This window comes from Escherichia sp. E13S3 (assembly GCF_004212325.1).
Lineage (GTDB): Bacteria > Pseudomonadota > Gammaproteobacteria > Enterobacterales > Enterobacteriaceae > Escherichia.
On the sequence record NZ_RHJR01000017.1, the window covers coordinates 164,121 to 181,133 of the forward strand.

The 17,013-nt window shown below is 48.3% G+C and carries 15 protein-coding genes and 2 pseudogenes; 9 read left to right on the plus strand and 8 right to left on the minus strand.

Annotated elements, in window-relative coordinates:
• Positions 1-227: 227 nt before the first annotated feature.
• Both D9597_RS17100 and yecF read left to right on the plus strand, forming a co-directional pair.
• Positions 228-362 carry a hypothetical protein gene (locus tag D9597_RS17100; RefSeq protein WP_240731068.1) on the plus strand — a complete coding sequence of 45 codons (135 nt, stop codon included), beginning with the start codon at positions 228-230 and terminating at the stop codon, positions 360-362.
• A complete protein-coding gene (yecF, locus tag D9597_RS17105) occupies positions 349-573 on the plus strand; it encodes a DUF2594 family protein YecF (RefSeq protein WP_000106474.1) in 225 nt (74 codons plus the stop codon). Before D9597_RS17100 ends, yecF begins: the two co-directional genes overlap by 14 nt.
• A gap of 66 nt (positions 574-639) precedes the next feature.
• On the opposite strand, the gene sdiA is transcribed toward yecF, so the two are convergent.
• The 4 genes from sdiA to dcyD all read right to left on the minus strand — a co-directional run bounded on the left by sdiA (position 640) and on the right by dcyD (position 4,010).
• Positions 640-1,362 (minus strand): transcriptional regulator SdiA, encoded by a 723-nt coding sequence (sdiA, locus tag D9597_RS17110; protein WP_130208555.1) that lies wholly within the window; start codon positions 1,360-1,362, stop codon positions 640-642.
• Between the two features lie 229 nt (positions 1,363-1,591).
• Positions 1,592-2,344, minus strand: coding sequence for an L-cystine ABC transporter ATP-binding protein TcyN (tcyN, locus tag D9597_RS17115; RefSeq protein WP_130223593.1), 753 nt, complete (start codon positions 2,342-2,344; stop codon positions 1,592-1,594).
• Positions 2,341-3,009, minus strand: a complete 669-nt coding sequence (gene tcyL / locus D9597_RS17120; RefSeq protein WP_130223595.1) for a cystine ABC transporter permease — start codon at positions 3,007-3,009, stop codon at positions 2,341-2,343. Before tcyL ends, tcyN begins: the two co-directional genes overlap by 4 nt.
• Positions 3,010-3,023: 14 nt before the next feature.
• Complete coding sequence (gene dcyD / locus D9597_RS17125; protein ID WP_130223597.1) at positions 3,024-4,010, minus strand: D-cysteine desulfhydrase; 987 nt, start codon at positions 4,008-4,010, stop codon at positions 3,024-3,026.
• A gap of 239 nt (positions 4,011-4,249) precedes the next feature.
• Between dcyD and D9597_RS23350 the strand changes: the two are divergent.
• The 3 genes and pseudogenes from D9597_RS23350 to D9597_RS17140 all read left to right on the plus strand — a co-directional run.
• Positions 4,250-4,381 (plus strand): annotated as a pseudogene (locus D9597_RS23350) (integrase); the annotation flags it as partial.
• Between the two features lie 361 nt (positions 4,382-4,742).
• Positions 4,743-8,792, plus strand: coding sequence for an autotransporter outer membrane beta-barrel domain-containing protein (locus D9597_RS23540; RefSeq protein ID WP_276320018.1), 4,050 nt, complete (start codon positions 4,743-4,745; stop codon positions 8,790-8,792).
• A gap of 11 nt (positions 8,793-8,803) precedes the next feature.
• Positions 8,804-9,049: pseudogene (locus D9597_RS17140) on the plus strand (integrase core domain-containing protein); the annotation flags it as partial.
• A 21-nt stretch (positions 9,050-9,070) separates the two neighbouring features.
• On the opposite strand, the gene tcyJ reads toward D9597_RS17140, so the two are convergent.
• The 4 genes from tcyJ to D9597_RS17160 all read right to left on the minus strand — a co-directional run bounded on the left by tcyJ (position 9,071) and on the right by D9597_RS17160 (position 12,861).
• Positions 9,071-9,871 carry a cystine ABC transporter substrate-binding protein gene (gene tcyJ / locus D9597_RS17145; protein WP_130218652.1) on the minus strand — a complete coding sequence of 267 codons (801 nt, stop codon included), beginning with the start codon at positions 9,869-9,871 and terminating at the stop codon, positions 9,071-9,073.
• Between the two features lie 87 nt (positions 9,872-9,958).
• Complete coding sequence (gene fliZ / locus D9597_RS17150) at positions 9,959-10,510, minus strand: flagella biosynthesis regulatory protein FliZ (RefSeq protein WP_130208735.1); 552 nt, start codon at positions 10,508-10,510, stop codon at positions 9,959-9,961.
• Between the two features lie 45 nt (positions 10,511-10,555).
• Positions 10,556-11,275, minus strand: a complete 720-nt coding sequence (gene fliA / locus D9597_RS17155; RefSeq protein WP_064529323.1) for an RNA polymerase sigma factor FliA — start codon at positions 11,273-11,275, stop codon at positions 10,556-10,558.
• Between the two features lie 317 nt (positions 11,276-11,592).
• Complete coding sequence (locus tag D9597_RS17160; protein ID WP_130223599.1) at positions 11,593-12,861, minus strand: FliC/FljB family flagellin; 1,269 nt, start codon at positions 12,859-12,861, stop codon at positions 11,593-11,595.
• A gap of 246 nt (positions 12,862-13,107) precedes the next feature.
• On the opposite strand from D9597_RS17160, the gene fliD reads away from it, so the two are divergent.
• The 4 genes from fliD to amyA all read left to right on the plus strand — a co-directional run bounded on the left by fliD (position 13,108) and on the right by amyA (position 16,905).
• On the plus strand, positions 13,108-14,523 hold the full coding sequence (fliD, locus tag D9597_RS17165) for a flagellar filament capping protein FliD (protein ID WP_130223601.1): 1,416 nt from the start codon (positions 13,108-13,110) through the stop codon (positions 14,521-14,523).
• A 15-nt stretch (positions 14,524-14,538) separates the two neighbouring features.
• Entirely contained in the window at positions 14,539-14,949 is a 411-nt protein-coding gene (gene fliS, locus D9597_RS17170; protein ID WP_130208571.1) for a flagellar export chaperone FliS, read from the plus strand.
• Positions 14,949-15,347 (plus strand): flagella biosynthesis regulatory protein FliT, encoded by a 399-nt coding sequence (fliT, locus tag D9597_RS17175; protein ID WP_130223603.1) that lies wholly within the window; start codon positions 14,949-14,951, stop codon positions 15,345-15,347. The genes fliS and fliT overlap by 1 nt, the downstream gene beginning before the upstream one ends.
• A gap of 70 nt (positions 15,348-15,417) precedes the next feature.
• Positions 15,418-16,905 carry an alpha-amylase gene (gene amyA / locus D9597_RS17180; RefSeq protein ID WP_130218644.1) on the plus strand — a complete coding sequence of 496 codons (1,488 nt, stop codon included), beginning with the start codon at positions 15,418-15,420 and terminating at the stop codon, positions 16,903-16,905.
• Positions 16,906-17,013: the final 108 nt, after the last annotated feature.

Genomic DNA, 17,013 nt, shown 5'->3' on the forward strand with positions numbered 1-17,013 from the left:
TCATTTTTGATAATTCGATTGTCCGCAGTTATGGTCACGTCCGTCACCAAAAAGCTTCCGCAGCGTTGTAACCTGCCGGTTAGACTGAAATGTGACAAAAATTGACTTCATTCAGCACAAATGAAAAATCATCAGCATGAATATGTAACATTAATTAACTCAATAAATACGCACAAAAAACATTCATGATATAAATATTTATTAACCACTATATTAACTAATTTAATATCAATGATGATTCAGTGAGCAAAAAACAACCACTGCTATTTTTAGCAAAGCTTATGGTATACTCCGCCGCCTTAACATTTTTTACTGCAAATTTTCATTGCAACATGACGAGGAAAATAAATGAGTACGCCTGATTTTTCTACTGCCGAGAATAATCAAGAACTGGCAAATGAAGTCTCCTGCCTGAAAGCGATGCTGACGCTGATGCTGCAGGCGATGGGACAAGCTGACGCGGGCCGCGTGATGTTAAAGATGGAAAAACAGCTTGCGCTGATCGAAGACGAAACCCAGGCTGCGGTATTTTCCAAAACGGTTAAGCAAATTAAACAGGCCTACCGTCAGTAATATAAAACCGGCTGAAAGCACACCTTTCAGCCGGTTTTACACCTGGCACGCAGAATGTAATAGAGGTCATATTAAGCCAGTTGCGGCGGCGTAACAGGCAACCTGGGTCTTATTCGGCGCGTTGATTTTTTTCTGCATGTTTTTCTGATGAAAATTAACCGTGTTCTCGGAGATTGACAAGATCATCGCAATCTCTGCCGATGTCTTACCTTCCGCGGTCCATTTCAAAATTTCCTTTTCCCGCTTACTGAAATTCATCTCCGGCGTCATCACTATTTGATCATTTAAACGCATCAGCGCCATCAGACTTTCGCGCACCAGTAGCTGCATTTTTAATTGCAGCTCATCACTAAGAACAGGTATTTCGCGCGTACTGCTACGAGAAAATGACAAAAATCCCAACGCCCGGTTCGGTAGCATTAAATACTGAGTAACTCCCCTGCGTAAACCATGTGCACGCGCAGCCTCCCATAATGGCTGGGCTTCACTGAATAAGTCATCATTCCACAATAAATGGCCCTGACTGAAGTTTTCAGGGTTGAGCACGGGATCAATAGCGAGAAAGTTTTTTGCCTGATAATAACTAACCCACGACTCAGGGTAATTGGTGTAGAAAGCCACTTTGGGTCGCGTGAATGGCACCGGGTGGCGAACACATAACGAATAGTAATCGTACTCGAGCTGCTGAGCCTGAAGCTCTATTTCATGGTAGACCTCTTCTGCGGCCTCCATCCTCTGAAAGCGCGACAGCATTGTGCGACGCCAGCTAAAAAAATCCGTATCCTGCATAGTAAACCGCAATGCCCCTGAGAGTGAGTATCATTTATACTGAAAACTCAAGCTATCACATAAATAAGATTTATATATAATTTATATTATTCAGATAATGAATTACTTTTGCAAGACATCGCATTCTCTTATGTTATTAATGAGTTATGCTGATTTATTGACCGTTTATTGAGTCTTCAGAAGAGTGGTTCGCCCCGGTCACTAACTCACCGGGGCTGATTTTTTCTTATTATTGCAGTAGAAACTTCTCGAGAAACTGGCGGGTACGGGGCTGCTGTGGATTGGCAAATAACGCTTTCGCCGATCCCTGCTCTACTATCCGCCCCTGGTCCATAAAGATCGCGCGGTCAGCAACATCTCGGGCAAAGCTCATTTCGTGTGTCACAATCACCATTGTGCGCTTTTCCTGCGCCAGCTGGCGGATAGTATTCAGGACTTCGCCCACCAACTCTGGGTCCAGTGCCGAGGTTGGCTCATCAAACAAAATCACCTCGGGGCGCATCGCCAGCGCTCGGGCAATCGCCACACGCTGCTGTTGACCGCCAGATAAACGACGTGGATAGCTGGTTTCTTTGCCTGCAAGGCCAACTTTCGCCAACAACTCACGTGCGCGCGCCGTGGCTTCCTCTTTAGGTTCACCTTTGACAATCACCGGCCCTTCAATAATGTTTTCCAGCACCGTACGATGCGGAAACAAATTAAAGTTCTGGAAAACAAAACCAACGTGCTGGCGCAACTGACGAATCAGGGATTTTTGCTGACTTAACGAACGCGCGGTATCAATGGTGATATCCCCGACGGTAATCGTCCCCGCTTCTGGTTGTTCCAGCAAATTTATGCTGCGTAGCAACGTGGTTTTCCCGGAGCCGCTTGGACCTATAATCGCCACCACTTCGCCGATTTTAACCTCCAGATCTATGCCATGCAGCACCGTCTGACCGTGGAATTTTTTCACCAGGTTTTTAACGTCAATGGCACTCATTTTGGATCCCTCTCCTGGCGATTAAGTTGATTCTCAAAATGGTTCTGCAACGTCGATAACACCGTCGCCATAATCCAGTAGATGAGCGAAGCCGCCAGATACATGGTGAAAACTTCCAGTGTGCGCGAAGTAATCAACTGCGCCTGACGGAACAACTCTGGCACCTGAATCGTCGCAGCCAGAGAAGTATCTTTTACCAGGCTGATAAAACTGTTCGACAGCGGCGGCAGTGCTACCCGCGCGGCCTGTGGCAAAATAGCACGACGCATAGTTTGCCACGGCGTCATGCCGATACTGGCAGCCGCCTCCCACTGACCTTTATCTATAGACGAAATCGCTGCCCGCAGCGTTTCGGCTGCATAGGCGGCGGTGTTCAGTGACAGGCCAATCATCGCTGACGGAATCGGGTCTAATTCAATGCCAAACTGCGGCAAGCCGTAGTAGATCATAAACAGCTGTGCGATGAGTGGCGTACCACGGAAAATGGAGATATAAAAACGCGCCAGCCAGCGCACTGGCCAGACGGGCGACAGGCGCATCAGCGCGAGAATAAATCCCAGCAGTAAGCCAAAAAACATGCCGCCAATGCTGAGTTGCAGCGTATACCCTGCCCCTTTCAACAGGAATGGCAGCGAATCAATAACCAGTTGTATGCTTTCTTGCATGAGCGTTTCCGGAGCTAAACGTGGGGGTGATAGGCGAACAGTGCAGGTGCGCCGCCGGTATGAATAAACAGAATCGGCCCTTCATCTTTGAAGCGTTTCTGACTTATACCATCAATCAGCCCCGCCATCGCTTTTCCGGTATACACGGGATCAAGCAGAATGCCTTCCAGACGCGCCAGCAGTTTCACCGCCTCCATGCCTTCGTCATTCGGCACACCGTAGCCAGGCGCAAAATAGTCATCCCAGAGTAAAATTTCCGCTGATGCAGTCAGCTCCAGTTCTTTCGCGATCGCCTGTTGTAGGCTAACCACCTTCGGCAACTGGTCAGCAACAGAACGTGAAACAGTCACGCCAATCAGTTCTGTTTCAGGCATCAGTTGTTCCAGCCCAACTGCAAGCCCGGCGTGAGTTCCGGCACTGCCTGATGCTACCACCACCGACGATATGTTAACCGCCCCTTCACACTGCTGGGCGATTTCCAGCGCACTCTCCACATAGCCCAACGCGCCTAAAGCATTGGAACCGCCAACCGGAATGACGTATGGGCGAAAGCCTTGCGCTTCGACGCGAGTCGCTAACTCTTCCAGTTGGGCATCAGGATTGGTCAGCACATCGCACATTTCAATCTGAGTATTGAACAGATCCAGCAACAAGCGGTTGCCGTTGGTTAAATAGTTTTCTGCGGTAGTGCCAATGGGATTTTCCAGCAGCGCCACGCAATGCAGACCAAGTTTTGCGGCCACTGCGGCAGTCTGGCGCACATGGTTAGACTGAATCGCTCCGGCTGTAATCAGTGTGTCGGCACCTTCGCGCAAGGCGTCTGCTGCGAGAAATTCCAGTTTGCGTAACTTATTTCCGCCCATTGCCAACGGGGTGACGTCATCCCGTTTGATGAAAATGTCCCGCCCGAGATAATCAGAAAAACGTGGCAGATATTCGAGCGGTGTCGGTGCGCCGATAAACTCCAGCCGTGGAAAACGAGTTAAATTATGCAGTGGCATAAAAGCCTCCGATGTGTGTTGTTGTGATCTTGTTATTATGCACGCTGGAAACGTATAAATAAAAAATGCACCGATTAAAGCGCCCTTTTTTGTCATTATGCCCGTCCAGAATAGCGTTGACACGTTCCCTACTGTGAGTTCAACCGAGGGATGCAACACACTGGTTGAACCGATCTGCGGGTGATTCGTACTCTGGAGTTTTCTCGGTCTTTCGTTGAGCATATGGCAACTGTAGTACTCATGGATTCCGGGCGATAGCAGGTAGTGTGTTAATAGAATCAGATTTGTGGTCCCGTGATGCTGTTGAATGTCCGATGGTTCATCAGGAACGTAACGGTGTAAAGGCTGCTTATGTCCATAAAGCAGAAAATCTGATGTCCCCTGGTTACGGGGATAACTTCTCCTGGCATCTTAGGTTGATCAAGCCTGTTATCAATACCCGTTCATTAATATGGTAATCATTATCTCTGCATTAATTATTATTTATATCCAGGTCTATTTTTAGGATAAAAATATTATATTCCCTGACGATATTTTCAGGCACTTTTCTTATAAAAAAGCAGAGAAACACTCACTATCTAAAATTACACCAATCACTAAACAAACTAACATCCAGAAAACATTACAATTTCAAATTACTCGTAAAAAAAATTCAACCTGATTGCTTGAGATGGATTTTTTCTGTTTATTTGCAATAATGCTCGCATCGATCATTTGTATGATGATTAGATAATGCATATTATTCCCAATGACATCTACACAGTCAAAACATCTAACCCACCATTCTTAAACAAAAAAATTGGAGCTTTTGTGAAAATGAAAATTAATAAAAAAGAAAAATTTGATATCTATATAAAAAACAGAAAAACATTCGGCGTAACGCAAGAGGGAATGAAGACAACATTACTATTCAGTCTTATATCTGCCACTCTGGCCATTCAGCCTGCTTTGGGAGCCAAAAAGGAAGTTACTCTTTCTGAAGGAAACCCTGCTGAAATATCTGAAAATATCATTGGTGCTGATGGCGCGCGTCACCCCCCAGGTAGTGATGATGGAGAAGCCGGTGAAGATGCTCTCATTGTTAATGTTGTACCCGGTTCGTTACAGGATGAAAATATCCTGACAATTAACAGCGGAACTTACATTGGTGGCGGTGAAGGCGGATGGGCTGGTGATGATGATGTTACTAAGATGGGTTCTGCAGGAGGCCTGGGCGGCACAGCTATTACTGGAAATAATTTTACTCTTGTTAATTATGGTGATATTTCCGGTGGTAAGGGTGGTTGGGGAGGTTATGGTAATGGCGGGGGCGATGGAGGTGAAGCGGGTACCGCTATTTCCGGAGATGATCTTACCATTACGAACAACGGAAGCATTACGGGTGGCGATGGTGGAATGCCTGGAGCCAGTGGTTATGGCGATGAGAGTGGTGGTTTAACGGGGACTCCTGCTGTTGGTGGGACTGCCATATCTGGCAATAATCTTCAAATAAGCAATAACGGAAACATCACTGCCGGGCAAGGTAGTAGTGGTGCCTGGTGGGCGGTATGGGGGTCTTCTGCCGGCACAGGAGGGAATGGAGGCACGGCAATATCCGGAAATAATATGGAGATAACAAATAATAATCACATTACAGGTGGCCAGGGGGGGGATGGTGCTCGCGGTGGTGAAGGTAGTGTCGAATTTACTACCGATCAGAATATTAATGGAAGTAGCGGTGGTAGTGGTGGTATTGGAGGGTCTGCTATATATGGTAATAATATTAAGATAAATAATACGGGAGATATAACTGGCGGACAGGGAGGCACTGGTGGTGAAGGTGGTAGCGGTGGTACAGATGAATATGATCACACTGACTCAGCGCCCCTTGGTTCTGGTGGTACGGGAGGTATTGGTGGCACCGGGGGGATTGCCATATCTGGAAATAATATGGAAATAAATAATTATGGAAATATTATTGGTGGAAATGGCGGCACTGGTGGTAATGGTGGCGATGGAGGGCGTTCCCATGAAAATAATAAAACTGGTGCCGGAGGTAATGGTGGCAACGGAGGTAATGGTGGTACTGCTATCTCCGGGAGTAATATCACGATAAATAATCATGGCAGGATATTGCCTGGGAGTGGCGGACAGGAAGGTGAAAGTAACGTTATCTTCTCCGGAGGAGTATCTGGTAACAGAGGGCAAGATTGTGATACCGCAATATCTCTGAATGGTGGAACTAACTCGTTGAATCTCTTCGCTGGTTCTGTCATTCAAGGTGATATTGTTTTGAATAATGTTGAAAATAATGCTGATGGTAATTCTCTGTCCATTACAAATAAAGACTCCGCCAGCTCTGAGATAAAAGGCAATCTGAGTGCGGGTACAGGTACACATGTTTCCGTTTCGGGAGCTGATGTCACCTTTAGCGGAAGTTCGGTATTTGACACAGATTCATCGCTGAATATGAGCACAGGTTCCAGTCATTTAACTGCCAAAAGTATTCAGTTCAATAACGGTGCAGTGCTTAATGTTGATACTGCCATGACAATATGGAAGCAAAATGAGTACGGCTTGTTGACGACCTCCAAGGGCATAACAGGGCTCTCTGAAAATAATATTTATCAGCATAATAATCTACTGAGTGATGGTGCTGAAGACTATGTTTTAACATCACTTAGTGGTAACGGGCAGACAGTAAAAGAGGTGAGTTCTTCCCTGAAGTGGAATGACCCTTCAGGAAATGGATATGGCACGTTTGACCTGAGATATGGCGCGGTGTTAGAGCTGAAGGTACGACTTGCAGATAACAATGCGGCTCAGTTATCTCATGGCTGGGATGGAAAAACGCTGACCAAAGCCGGCGAAGGAACACTGATTCTGTCCTCCCAAAACACTTACACGGGTGTAACAGACATCCGCGGCGGCAATGTCCGCATGAACAGCAACAGTGCTCTGGGGCAGACCAGCGAGATTCGCCTGGCAGCTGACACCATGCTGGATATGAACGGTCACAGCCAGACCGCAGGCAAACTGAACAGCGCAGCAGGTTCCATACTGAACATTAATGGCGGTAATCTGACCCTCACAGGTGGAGGCCTGTCTGCAGGTACCCTCATCGGCTCTGGCTCCCTGAACATCAGCGGTGGCGTGTTCGATATTACTGGTGCCAGCCGCGCCCTGAATGCCACCATTGCTATCGCAGATAAGGCAATAGTGAAGGTGCTTAATACTGACGGACTGGGAGCAGGCTCGGTTAACACTGCCGGCACACTGATTCTGGGCAAGGCTGATGCACCTGTCATGCTTGCTAACAGCCAGGTCACCATCGCTCAGCAGGGGACACTCTCCGGCTCTGGTGGTGTCGCCGGGAACGTAACCAACAGCGGTACTCTTGACCTGAGAGCCGATGCTCCGGGTAATGTACTGACGATCGGGGGTAACTATACCGGTAATAATGGCTTACTGCTCATGAACACCGCTCTGGGGAATGACAACTCCGCAACAGACAAACTGGTAATCAGAGGCGATGCTTCCAGTCAGACCCGTGTGGTTGTTATAAATGCAGGTGGTACCGGAGCACAGACACTGAACGGTATTGAGTTGATTCATGTCGACGGAAATGCTGACAGTGCTGAATTTATTCAGGCCGGGCGTATTGCCGCCGGGGCTTATGACTACACGCTGGGACGTGGTCGGGGAAGCAACCGTGATAACTGGTATCTGACCAGTGGTAAAAACACTCCGTTCCTGCTGCGCGCTCTGAAAGCAATGCAACCCCCTGCCCCTGAACCTGCTCCGGGTGGTCATGACAACGACCTGCGCCCGGAAGCTGGCTCCTATACGGCGAACATGGCTGCCGCAAACACCATGTTCGTATCCCGTCTTCATGAACGCCTGGGGCCGATGCATTACACCGATGTGATTACTGGTGAGCAGGAAAAAACCAGCATGTGGATGCACCATGAAGGGGAACACAACCGCTGGCGTGACGGTACAGGTCAACTGAAAACACAGGGTAACCGTTACGTCCTGCAGTTGGGCGGTGACCTGGCTCAGTGGAGCCGGAACAGCTCTGACCGCTGGCATCTGGGAGTTATGGCTGGTTACGGTAATGACCATAACAATACAGATTCTGTACGTACCGGATACAGGTCAAAAGGCAGTGTGAAAGGATACAACGCAGGTCTGTATGCCACCTGGTATGCTAATGATGAGACACATAGCGGGGCTTATCTGGATAGCTGGGCACAGTACAGTTGGTTCGATAACGATGTGAAAGGTGACGGCCTGCCGGGGGAATCCTGGAAATCAAAAGGTCTGACAGCCTCACTGGAAACCGGTTATGCCTGGAAAGCCGGTGAGTTTACCGGCAGCCATGGCAGTCTGAACGAATGGTATGTCCAGCCTCAGGCTCAGGTTATCTGGATGGGCGTAAAAGCTGATGAGCACCGCGAACGCAATGGTACCCGTGTTGAAAGCACCGGTGACGGTAACGTCGGTACCCGTCTGGGCGTGAAGACCTGGATTAAGGAACACAGCAGAATGAATGACGGCAAATCCCATGAGTTCCGTCCGTTCGTTGAGGTGAACTGGCTGCACAACACCCGTGATTTTGGCACTCGCATGAACGGTGTGACGGTACATCAGGACGGCGCCAGCAATATCGGAGAAGTAAAAACCGGTGTTGAGGGGCAGATAAATGACCATCTGAACCTGTGGGGCAATGTGGGTGTACAACTCGGTGACGAGGGATACAGCGACGCCTCTGCCATGCTGGGTATGAAGTATACATTCTGAACCGGGTAGCTCTTTATCAGTCAGTGCATGAGAGAATCGGGATAACCTGCTCAATGACCGTTGGTTATGACTGCGACCAGAATGCGCTGGCTGAACGAATAAACGGGCTCCTGAAAAACTCGCGTCCTGCAGGCCCGGAAAATAGTAAAAAATCCGTGGCTATTTATAACTATGAGCGGCCGCACCTGGCACTAAAATACAAAACGCCCGATGAAGTTCATCAGGCGTTTTACAGACAAAAAACTGTCAACTTATAGCAGGACCCGTCAATACGTTGATTACTTGGTCACATCAGCACCAAACCATTTTTCGGAAAGGGCTTGCAAGGTTCCATCTTTTTGCATTTCTGCAATGGCATCGTTGACTGCTTTCAGCAAGTCTTCGTTACCTTTACGCAGCGCGACACCTGACTCCTGGCGGGAGAAGGCTTCGCCAGTTACTGCCAGCGTATCATTGGTTTTCTTCACCAAATCCAGCGCCGCCAGACGGTCAACCAGGATGGCATCAATACGGCCTACGCGCAGATCCTGGTACTTGGTCGGGTCGTCATCATAGGTGCGCACATCAACACCCTGAACATTCTGACGCAGCCACTCTTCATAGTTGGTGCCTAAACCAACACCAACTTTTTTACCTTTCAGGTCGTCTGCGGTTTTTATTGTGCCTTCATTACCTTTTTTCACCAGCGCCTGAATACCGGAAATGGTGTATGGGGTAGAAAAATCGTATTTTTTCTTGCGTTCATCAGAAATGGTGACCTGGTTAATCACCACATCGATGCGTTTAGAATCCAGTGACGCCAGCATCCCGTCCCATTTGGTCGGTTTTAATGCGGCATCAACGCCCAGATGTTTTGCCAGTTGTTGGGCAAATTCCACTTCAAAACCAGTCAACTTGCCGTCATCGCCCTGAAAGCTAAACGGCGGGTAAGTCCCTTCCAGTCCCACCAGCAACGTGCCACGCTCTTTTACTTTATTGAGCAGGCCTTCGTTGGCAAAACTTTTCACGCTCATACCCGCAACCAGCGCCACGGCCATAACGCCCATCAACGCCTGATGTCCCAGATGTGCTAGTTTCATATTCACCCCGAATGTTGTTTTGTTGGTTTGCAGTGTAGAGCCATTGTTTGTAAACACAAAAACAACTCTGCTACATCTTATTCTTATTTAATATATATCAGAAGCTGACATGCAGGGGGAATTCTGCGCAAGATCACCGCGGGTTTGCGTCTGGTAACACTGATACTTACGTAATGCGATGCGGTAATTATTGGTGCTTGTGGTGGGTAGCCAGGGCGCCAGGTTTTCATCAAGAAAACCATCCTGCAGCAGGTCGGTGGAAATATCTTGCTCGCTTAAATAATTACCCAAACGACGCAGACGTACCACATACTCGCGCACAGTACCGGGGCTCATTTCAGTATGGTCAAAGAGAAACTGCTTGAAGCCGATAATATCAAAAAAATCACTCTGCGTTTTGCAGTGTAAATCGCCGCAAAAACGACACAACGCGGACCATGATTTTTGTTCTTCCTGCCAACCATTTTCATCAAGCAGTGTATCGAGACGGGAAATCTCGATTTTATTCACTATTTTGCCGTCGCGAACCAGCGTAATGCGATCAAGTAGTTTACGGCAAAATGCGCAATGGGTTTGACTGTGTTTAAAGTCTTTAAGATAGCGACTCAATGGCCGCCTTTTCTGGTGCTGCATCATTATTAAGAACTCCTGGTATTCAAAATTAATGTGCGGCATTTACTTAAGCTATAACTTACCCAGTTTGGTGCGTAACCGTTTAATGGCCTGACTGTGTAACTGACTGACCCGCGATTCACCGACTTCCAGCACCGCGCCAATCTCTTTGAGATTAAGCTCTTCCTGGTAATAGAGCGTTAATACTAACTGTTCACGCTCCGGCAACATTTCGATGGCTTCCATCACCCGTTGACGCAGATTACTTTCCAGTAATTTTTGTAACGGGTTTTCCCGCTGATGATCGTCACTTACCAGTTCAATACTATCGCCGTGCTCTTCACGCCACTCATCGTAGGAAAAGAGTTGGCTATTATTAGTATCAAGCAACATTTGTCGATAATCGGCGATTTCGATCCCTAAACGTTCTGCCACTTCAGTTTCTGTGGCGTTACGGCCAAGTTCCTGCTCCAGTTGCCCCATTGCCTGCGCCACTTCACGCGCATTGCGTCGCACGCTTCGTGGCACCCAGTCACGGCTGCGAAGTTCATCCAGCATAGCACCACGGATTCGCTGCACTGCGTAAGTTGTAAATGCCGTTCCTTGCAGGGCGTCATAACGTTCAACGGCATTAAGTAATCCAATGCCGCCCGCCTGTAGGAGATCATCAAGTTCTACACTCGCGGGCAGTCGGACCTGCAGGCGCAATGCTTCGTGACGCACCAGCGGGATATAACGCTGCCACAGCGAGTATTTATCCATTACACCTTCAGCGGTATAGAGTGATTTCACGATAAACAACCCTGCGTTATATAAGTAATCGGCATAATTATCCGTTTCTGCAGGTTTTTTAATCGGACGATTAATGGGTGAAATAAGCGGTTATTTAGGGTGATCGGTAAATAACGAGCAGAATAACCCCGCCGGACGCGGGGTTAAGAGATCTGACAACGTACGCTTCATCTTGCCGGATGCGGTGTAAATGCCTTATCCAGCCCAGACGAATATGCAAATTTAATTAATTGCGATTCACCTCGTAGGCCTGATAAGCGTAGCGCATCAGGCAATTTGGCGTTTGCTGTCACTATCGGTTAGTCAGGTTTTGGTGATTAACCCTGCAGCAGAGACAGAACTTGCTGCGGCACCTGGTTAGCTTTAGACAGCACGGAGTTACCCGCCTGCTGGATGATCTGCGCTTTCGACATGTTGGACACTTCGGTCGCATAGTCGGCGTCCTGAATACGGGACTGCGCTTCAGACAGGTTGGTGGTGGTGTTGTTCAGGTTAGTGACCGCAGAATCCAGACGGTTTTGTACGGCACCGAGGGAGGAGCGGAATTTGTCGACAGAAGCAATCGCTTTGTCCAGCAACGCCAGTGGATCGTTGGTCGAAGCACCTGCAAATTCAGTATCTGTTGACATCTTAATTGTTGTATCAATATCTGTAGCGGCAAGAATATCTAGACCATCACCACCCGCTTTATAATTTTTACCATCAACTGTCACAAAACCAGCTGCATTACCCGTTGCTGGATCATTTGCAACTTTAACTGCAACACCGTTTTTAGTCGCACTGGCACCATCAGCAGTAGTGTAAGTTACATTAGATGTGTTAATTGTCACCACACCACTAGCCTGATTCAGCGTTGCCGCATAATAATCACTACCAGATTTAACAACATAATTTCCTGTAGCGGCCCCATCTTTATCAAGAATGTTATGCAGGCTTAAATTATTAGTATCCGCAATACCTAACGTTGCAGCTGTTGTCCCTGCAAATGTAACATCTTTCGGAGCCCCTGTAGCCTGAGGCACACTTGTAATCGAGTCGCCAACATTTAAAGAATTACCGTCTACGGCAAATCCTTTAAGACCCAGCGTTGAAGAATCAATTTTCTGCAAATCAATAGAGATGGTCTGCCCATCATTCGCGCCAACCTGAATCTTCATCGAACCGTCTTTCGCCAGCACATTCACGCCGTTGAACTGAGTCTGACCGGAAACACGGTCAATTTCATCCAGACGGGATTTGATTTCGTCCTGAATAGAAGACAGGTCAGAATCAGAGTTAGTCCCGGTCGTCGCCTGAACGGTCAACTCACGCACACGCTGCAAGTTGTTGTTGATTTCAGACAGTGCGCCTTCTGCGGTCTGCGCCAGAGAAATACCGTCATTGGCGTTACGCGCGGCCTGAGTCAGCCCTTTAATGTTAGAGGTGAAACGGTTAGCAATCGCCTGACCAGCGGCGTCGTCTTTCGCACTGTTGATACGCAGACCAGAAGACAGGCGTTCGATAGAAGTCGACAGCGCAGACTGGTTTTTGTTGATGTTGTTCTGAGTGATCAGCGAGAGGCTGTTGGTGTTAATGACTTGTGCCATAATTTTTATTCCTGTTTTTTAGCTCTACGGTTTAAGTATTGGGCTTCCACCCTTCGGCTTCGTCGCCGTCAACCCTGTTATCGTCTGGTCACTCACAACCTTTAGAATTTTTTTCTAGCCGTCGAAATACTCCCCTTCCTCGTTGCTGTTCGTGTCATTAAGCCAAAAAATAAATCGTAAACTTTGCCCCGCTTCCGCCGATAACCCCGGTATTCGTTCTACATGTCGCATGATTAAGGAATATATATGGCTAGTATTTCAACGCTCGGGGTTGGGTCGGGGCTGGACTTAAGCAGCATCCTCGACAGTCTTGAGGCGGCAGAAAAATCTACCCTGACGCCGATATCAAAACAGCAAAGCTCGTACACCGCGAAACTGAGCGCCTACGGGACGCTGAAAAGCGCGCTGGAGAGTTTTCAGACCGCCAACACGGCACTGAATAAAGCCGACTTATTTACCGCTACCTCAACCACCAGCAGTTCTTCAGCTTTTAGCGCCACCACCACGGGCAGCGCAATTGCCGGAAAATACACCATTAGTGTCAGCCAACTGGCACAGGCACAGACGCTCACGACCCAAAACAGCCAAAAAGACAACAAAGCCGCCATCGCTACCAGCGATAGCGTCCTGACCATCCAGCAAGGCGGTGGAAAAGATCCCGTCACGATTGATATCAGCGCGGCTAACTCGTCACTCTCTGGTATCCGCGATGCAATTAACAACGCCAAAGCCGGTGTCAGCGCCAGTATCATCAATGTGGGTAACGGCGAGTATCGTTTGTCTATCACCGCCAATGATACCGGTAGCAATAACGCCATGAAACTGAGCGTCAGCGGCGACAGCGCCCTGCAAAGTTTTATGGGTTACAACGGAACGTCGGGTGATAGCAGTAATGGCATGATTGAAAGCGTCACCGCGCAGAACGCCAAACTTAGGGTTAATAACGTTGAGATTGAAAACAGCAGCAACACTATCAGTGACGCGCTGGAAGATATCACTCTCAACCTGAATGACGTCACCACCGGTAATCAGACCCTCACCATCAGCAAAGACACCTCTAAAGCTGAAAATGCGGTTAAAGCGTGGGTGGATGCCTATAACACGTTACAGGATACGTTCAGCAGCTTAACAAAATACACCGCAGTCGATGCCGGGGCAGAAAGTCAGGACTCCAGCAACGGCGCGTTACTCGGTGACTCCACACTTCGCACCATCCAGACCCAGTTAAAAACGCTGCTTGCCAATACGCATAGCAGTTCGGCCTATAAAACATTGGCACAGATCGGTATTACCACCGACGCCAGTACCGGTAAGCTGGAAATAGCGACCGACAAGCTGCAAACAGCCCTGAAGAAAGATGCCGCTGGCGTAGGTGAAATGTTTATTGGTGACGGTAAAAGCACTGGCGTAACCACCAGCATTAGCAGCAACCTGACCAGTTGGCTCTCCTCCACCGGGATAATCCAGGCTGCAAAAGATGGCGTAAGCAAAACACTGAACAATTTGACGGATCAGTACAACGCTGCCAGTGAACGTATCGATACATTAATGGCGCGCTACAAAGCCCAGTTCACCCAACTGGATGTGCTAATGAACTCGCTTAACTCCACCAGTAGCTATCTGACACAGCAATTCGACACCTCAAATAGCAGCTCGAAATAATCTTCAGGAGAGACTATGTACAGCGCAAAAGGCACGCAGGCCTATGCACAAATTGGCGTTGAGAGCGCCGTGATGAGCGCCAGTCCACAGCAACTGGTTACCATGCTATTTGACGGCGTGTTGAGTGCGCTGGTAAGAGCACGCCTGTTTATGCAGGACAACAACCTGGAAGGTAAAGGCGTTTCTTTATCGAAAGCTATCAACATCATTGAGAATGGGTTGAAGGTGAGCCTCGAAGAAGAAAGCCAGGATGAATTAACCCAGAATTTAATTGCGCTCTATAGCTATATGGTCAGGCGTTTGCTGCAAGCGAATTTGCGTAACGATGTCTCCGCAGTAGAAGAAGTGGAAACGTTGATGCGCAATATTGCCGATGCCTGGAAAGAGACGTTACTCTCCCCTTCTTTGATTCAGGACCCTGTCTGATGAACCATGCACCGCACTTGTATTTTGCCTGGCAACAACTTGTCGAAAAAAGCCAGCTCATGTTACGCCTGGCGACAGAAGGACGATGGGATGAACTCATCGCCAGCGAAATGGATTATGTGAATGCGGTGCAACAAATCGCGCACCTGACGGAAGAAATGGAACCCTCTGCCATGATGCAGGAACAACTCAAACCGATGTTACGCCTCGTCCTGGACAACGAAAGCAACGTTAAGCAGTTATTACAGGTGCGAATGGATGAGCTGGCGAAGCTGGTTGGTCAGTCATCGATGCAAAAATCCGTATTAAGTGCTTACGGCGACCAGGGCGGCTACGTACTGGCGCCGCAGGAGAATATCGTCAATTTTTCTCCCCATCTGCATTTTGGCAAAGCATAAAAGTTGGATTACTCGCGAATAACCTGATTACGGCTACGCTTCTAATGTTCCCCTCATGTGGAGTCGAAGAATGCGTAATCCCACGCTGTTGCAATGCTTTCACTGGTATTACCCTGAAGGCGGCAAGCTCTGGCCCGAGCTTGCCGAGCGCGCCGACGGTTTAAATGATATTGGTATCAATATGGTCTGGCTGCCGCCTGCCTATAAAGGCGCATCGGGCGGATATTCTGTCGGCTACGATTCCTATGATTTATTTGATTTAGGCGAGTTTGATCAAAAAGGCACTGTCGCGACGAAATATGGTGATAAAGCGCAATTGCTGGCGGCCATCGACGCGCTTAAACGCAACGACATCGCCGTACTGCTGGATGTGGTGGTGAACCACAAAATGGGTGCCGACGAAAAAGAAGCGATTCGCGTTCAGCGAGTTAACGAAGAGTGTCGCACGCAAATTGATGATGAAATTATCGAATGCGAAGGCTGGACCCGTTACACCTTCCCTGCACGAGCCGGAAAATATTCACAATTTATATGGGACTTCAAATGTTTTAGCGGTATCGACCATATCGAAAACCCGCATGAAGATGGCATCTTTAAAATCGTCAACGATTACACTGGCGAAGGCTGGAATGATCAGGTCGATGATGAATTAGGCAATTTCGATTATCTGATGGGCGAAAATATCGATTTTCGTAACCATGCCGTCACCGAAGAGCTCAAATACTGGGCGCGCTGGGTAATGGAACAAACTCAGTGCGATGGTTTTCGTCTCGACGCGGTAAAACATATTCCGGCGTGGTTCTATAAAGAGTGGATCGAGCATGTGCAAGAAGTTGCGCCGAAACCACTCTTTATTGTGGCGGAATACTGGTCGCGCGAGGTCGAGAAACTGCAAACGTATATTGACCAGGTGGAAGGTAAAACCATGCTGTTCGATGCACCGCTACAGATGAAATTCCACGAAGCGTCTCGTATGGGGCGTGATTATGATATGACTGAGATTTTTAGCGGCACATTGGTTGAAGTCGATCCTTTCCACGCTGTGACGCTGGTCGCCAACCACGACACCCAACCATTACAAGCCCTTGAAGCTCCGGTGGAGCCGTGGTTTAAGCCGCTGGCTTATGCCCTTATTTTGCTACGGGAAAATGGCGTGCCTTCGGTGTTTTACCCTGATCTTTACGGGGCTCATTACGAAGATGTCGGCGGTGACGGACAAACCTATCCAATCGATATGCCAATAATCGAACAACTTGATGAGCTAATCCTCGCCCGACAGCGTTTTGCCCACGGTGTACAGACGCTATTTTTCGATCATCCGAACTGTATTGCCTTTAGTCGCAGTGGCACCGATGAATATCCTGGCTGCGTTGTGGTTATGTCGAACGGTGACGATGGCGAAAAGACGATTAATCTGGGGGAGAACTATGGCAATAAAACCTGGCGAGATTTCCTCGGTAATCGACAAGAGAGCATAGTTACCGATGAAAATGGCGAAGCGACTTTTTTTTGCAACGGCGGCAGCGTCAGCGTTTGGGTTATCGAAGAGGTGATTTAAAACCGACCGCTGACAATACACGCATCGTTATTGCGACGCCGTTACAGTTCCAGGCCCGATAAGCTTGCGTATCGGGCACTTTTTTTGACATGAAAATCCCCCTGAGCC

Bases quoted from the DNA above. Each gene is read 5' to 3' on its own strand.
- yecF (WP_000106474.1), top strand. From the start codon at position 349: ATGAGTACGCCTGATTTTTCTACTGCCGAGAATAATCAAGAACTGGCA.
- sdiA (WP_130208555.1), bottom strand. From the start codon at position 1,362: ATGCAGGATACGGATTTTTTTAGCTGGCGTCGCACAATGCTGTCGCGC.
- tcyN (WP_130223593.1), bottom strand. From the start codon at position 2,344: ATGAGTGCCATTGACGTTAAAAACCTGGTGAAAAAATTCCACGGTCAG.
- tcyL (WP_130223595.1), bottom strand. From the start codon at position 3,009: ATGCAAGAAAGCATACAACTGGTTATTGATTCGCTGCCATTCCTGTTG.
- dcyD (WP_130223597.1), bottom strand. From the start codon at position 4,010: ATGCCACTGCATAATTTAACTCGTTTTCCACGGCTGGAGTTTATCGGC.
- D9597_RS23540 (WP_276320018.1), top strand. From the start codon at position 4,743: ATGCATATTATTCCCAATGACATCTACACAGTCAAAACATCTAACCCA.
- tcyJ (WP_130218652.1), bottom strand. From the start codon at position 9,871: ATGAAACTAGCACATCTGGGACATCAGGCGTTGATGGGCGTTATGGCC.
- D9597_RS17160 (WP_130223599.1), bottom strand. From the start codon at position 12,861: ATGGCACAAGTCATTAACACCAACAGCCTCTCGCTGATCACTCAGAAC.
- fliD (WP_130223601.1), top strand. From the start codon at position 13,108: ATGGCTAGTATTTCAACGCTCGGGGTTGGGTCGGGGCTGGACTTAAGC.
- fliS (WP_130208571.1), top strand. From the start codon at position 14,539: ATGTACAGCGCAAAAGGCACGCAGGCCTATGCACAAATTGGCGTTGAG.
- fliT (WP_130223603.1), top strand. From the start codon at position 14,949: ATGAACCATGCACCGCACTTGTATTTTGCCTGGCAACAACTTGTCGAA.
- amyA (WP_130218644.1), top strand. From the start codon at position 15,418: ATGCGTAATCCCACGCTGTTGCAATGCTTTCACTGGTATTACCCTGAA.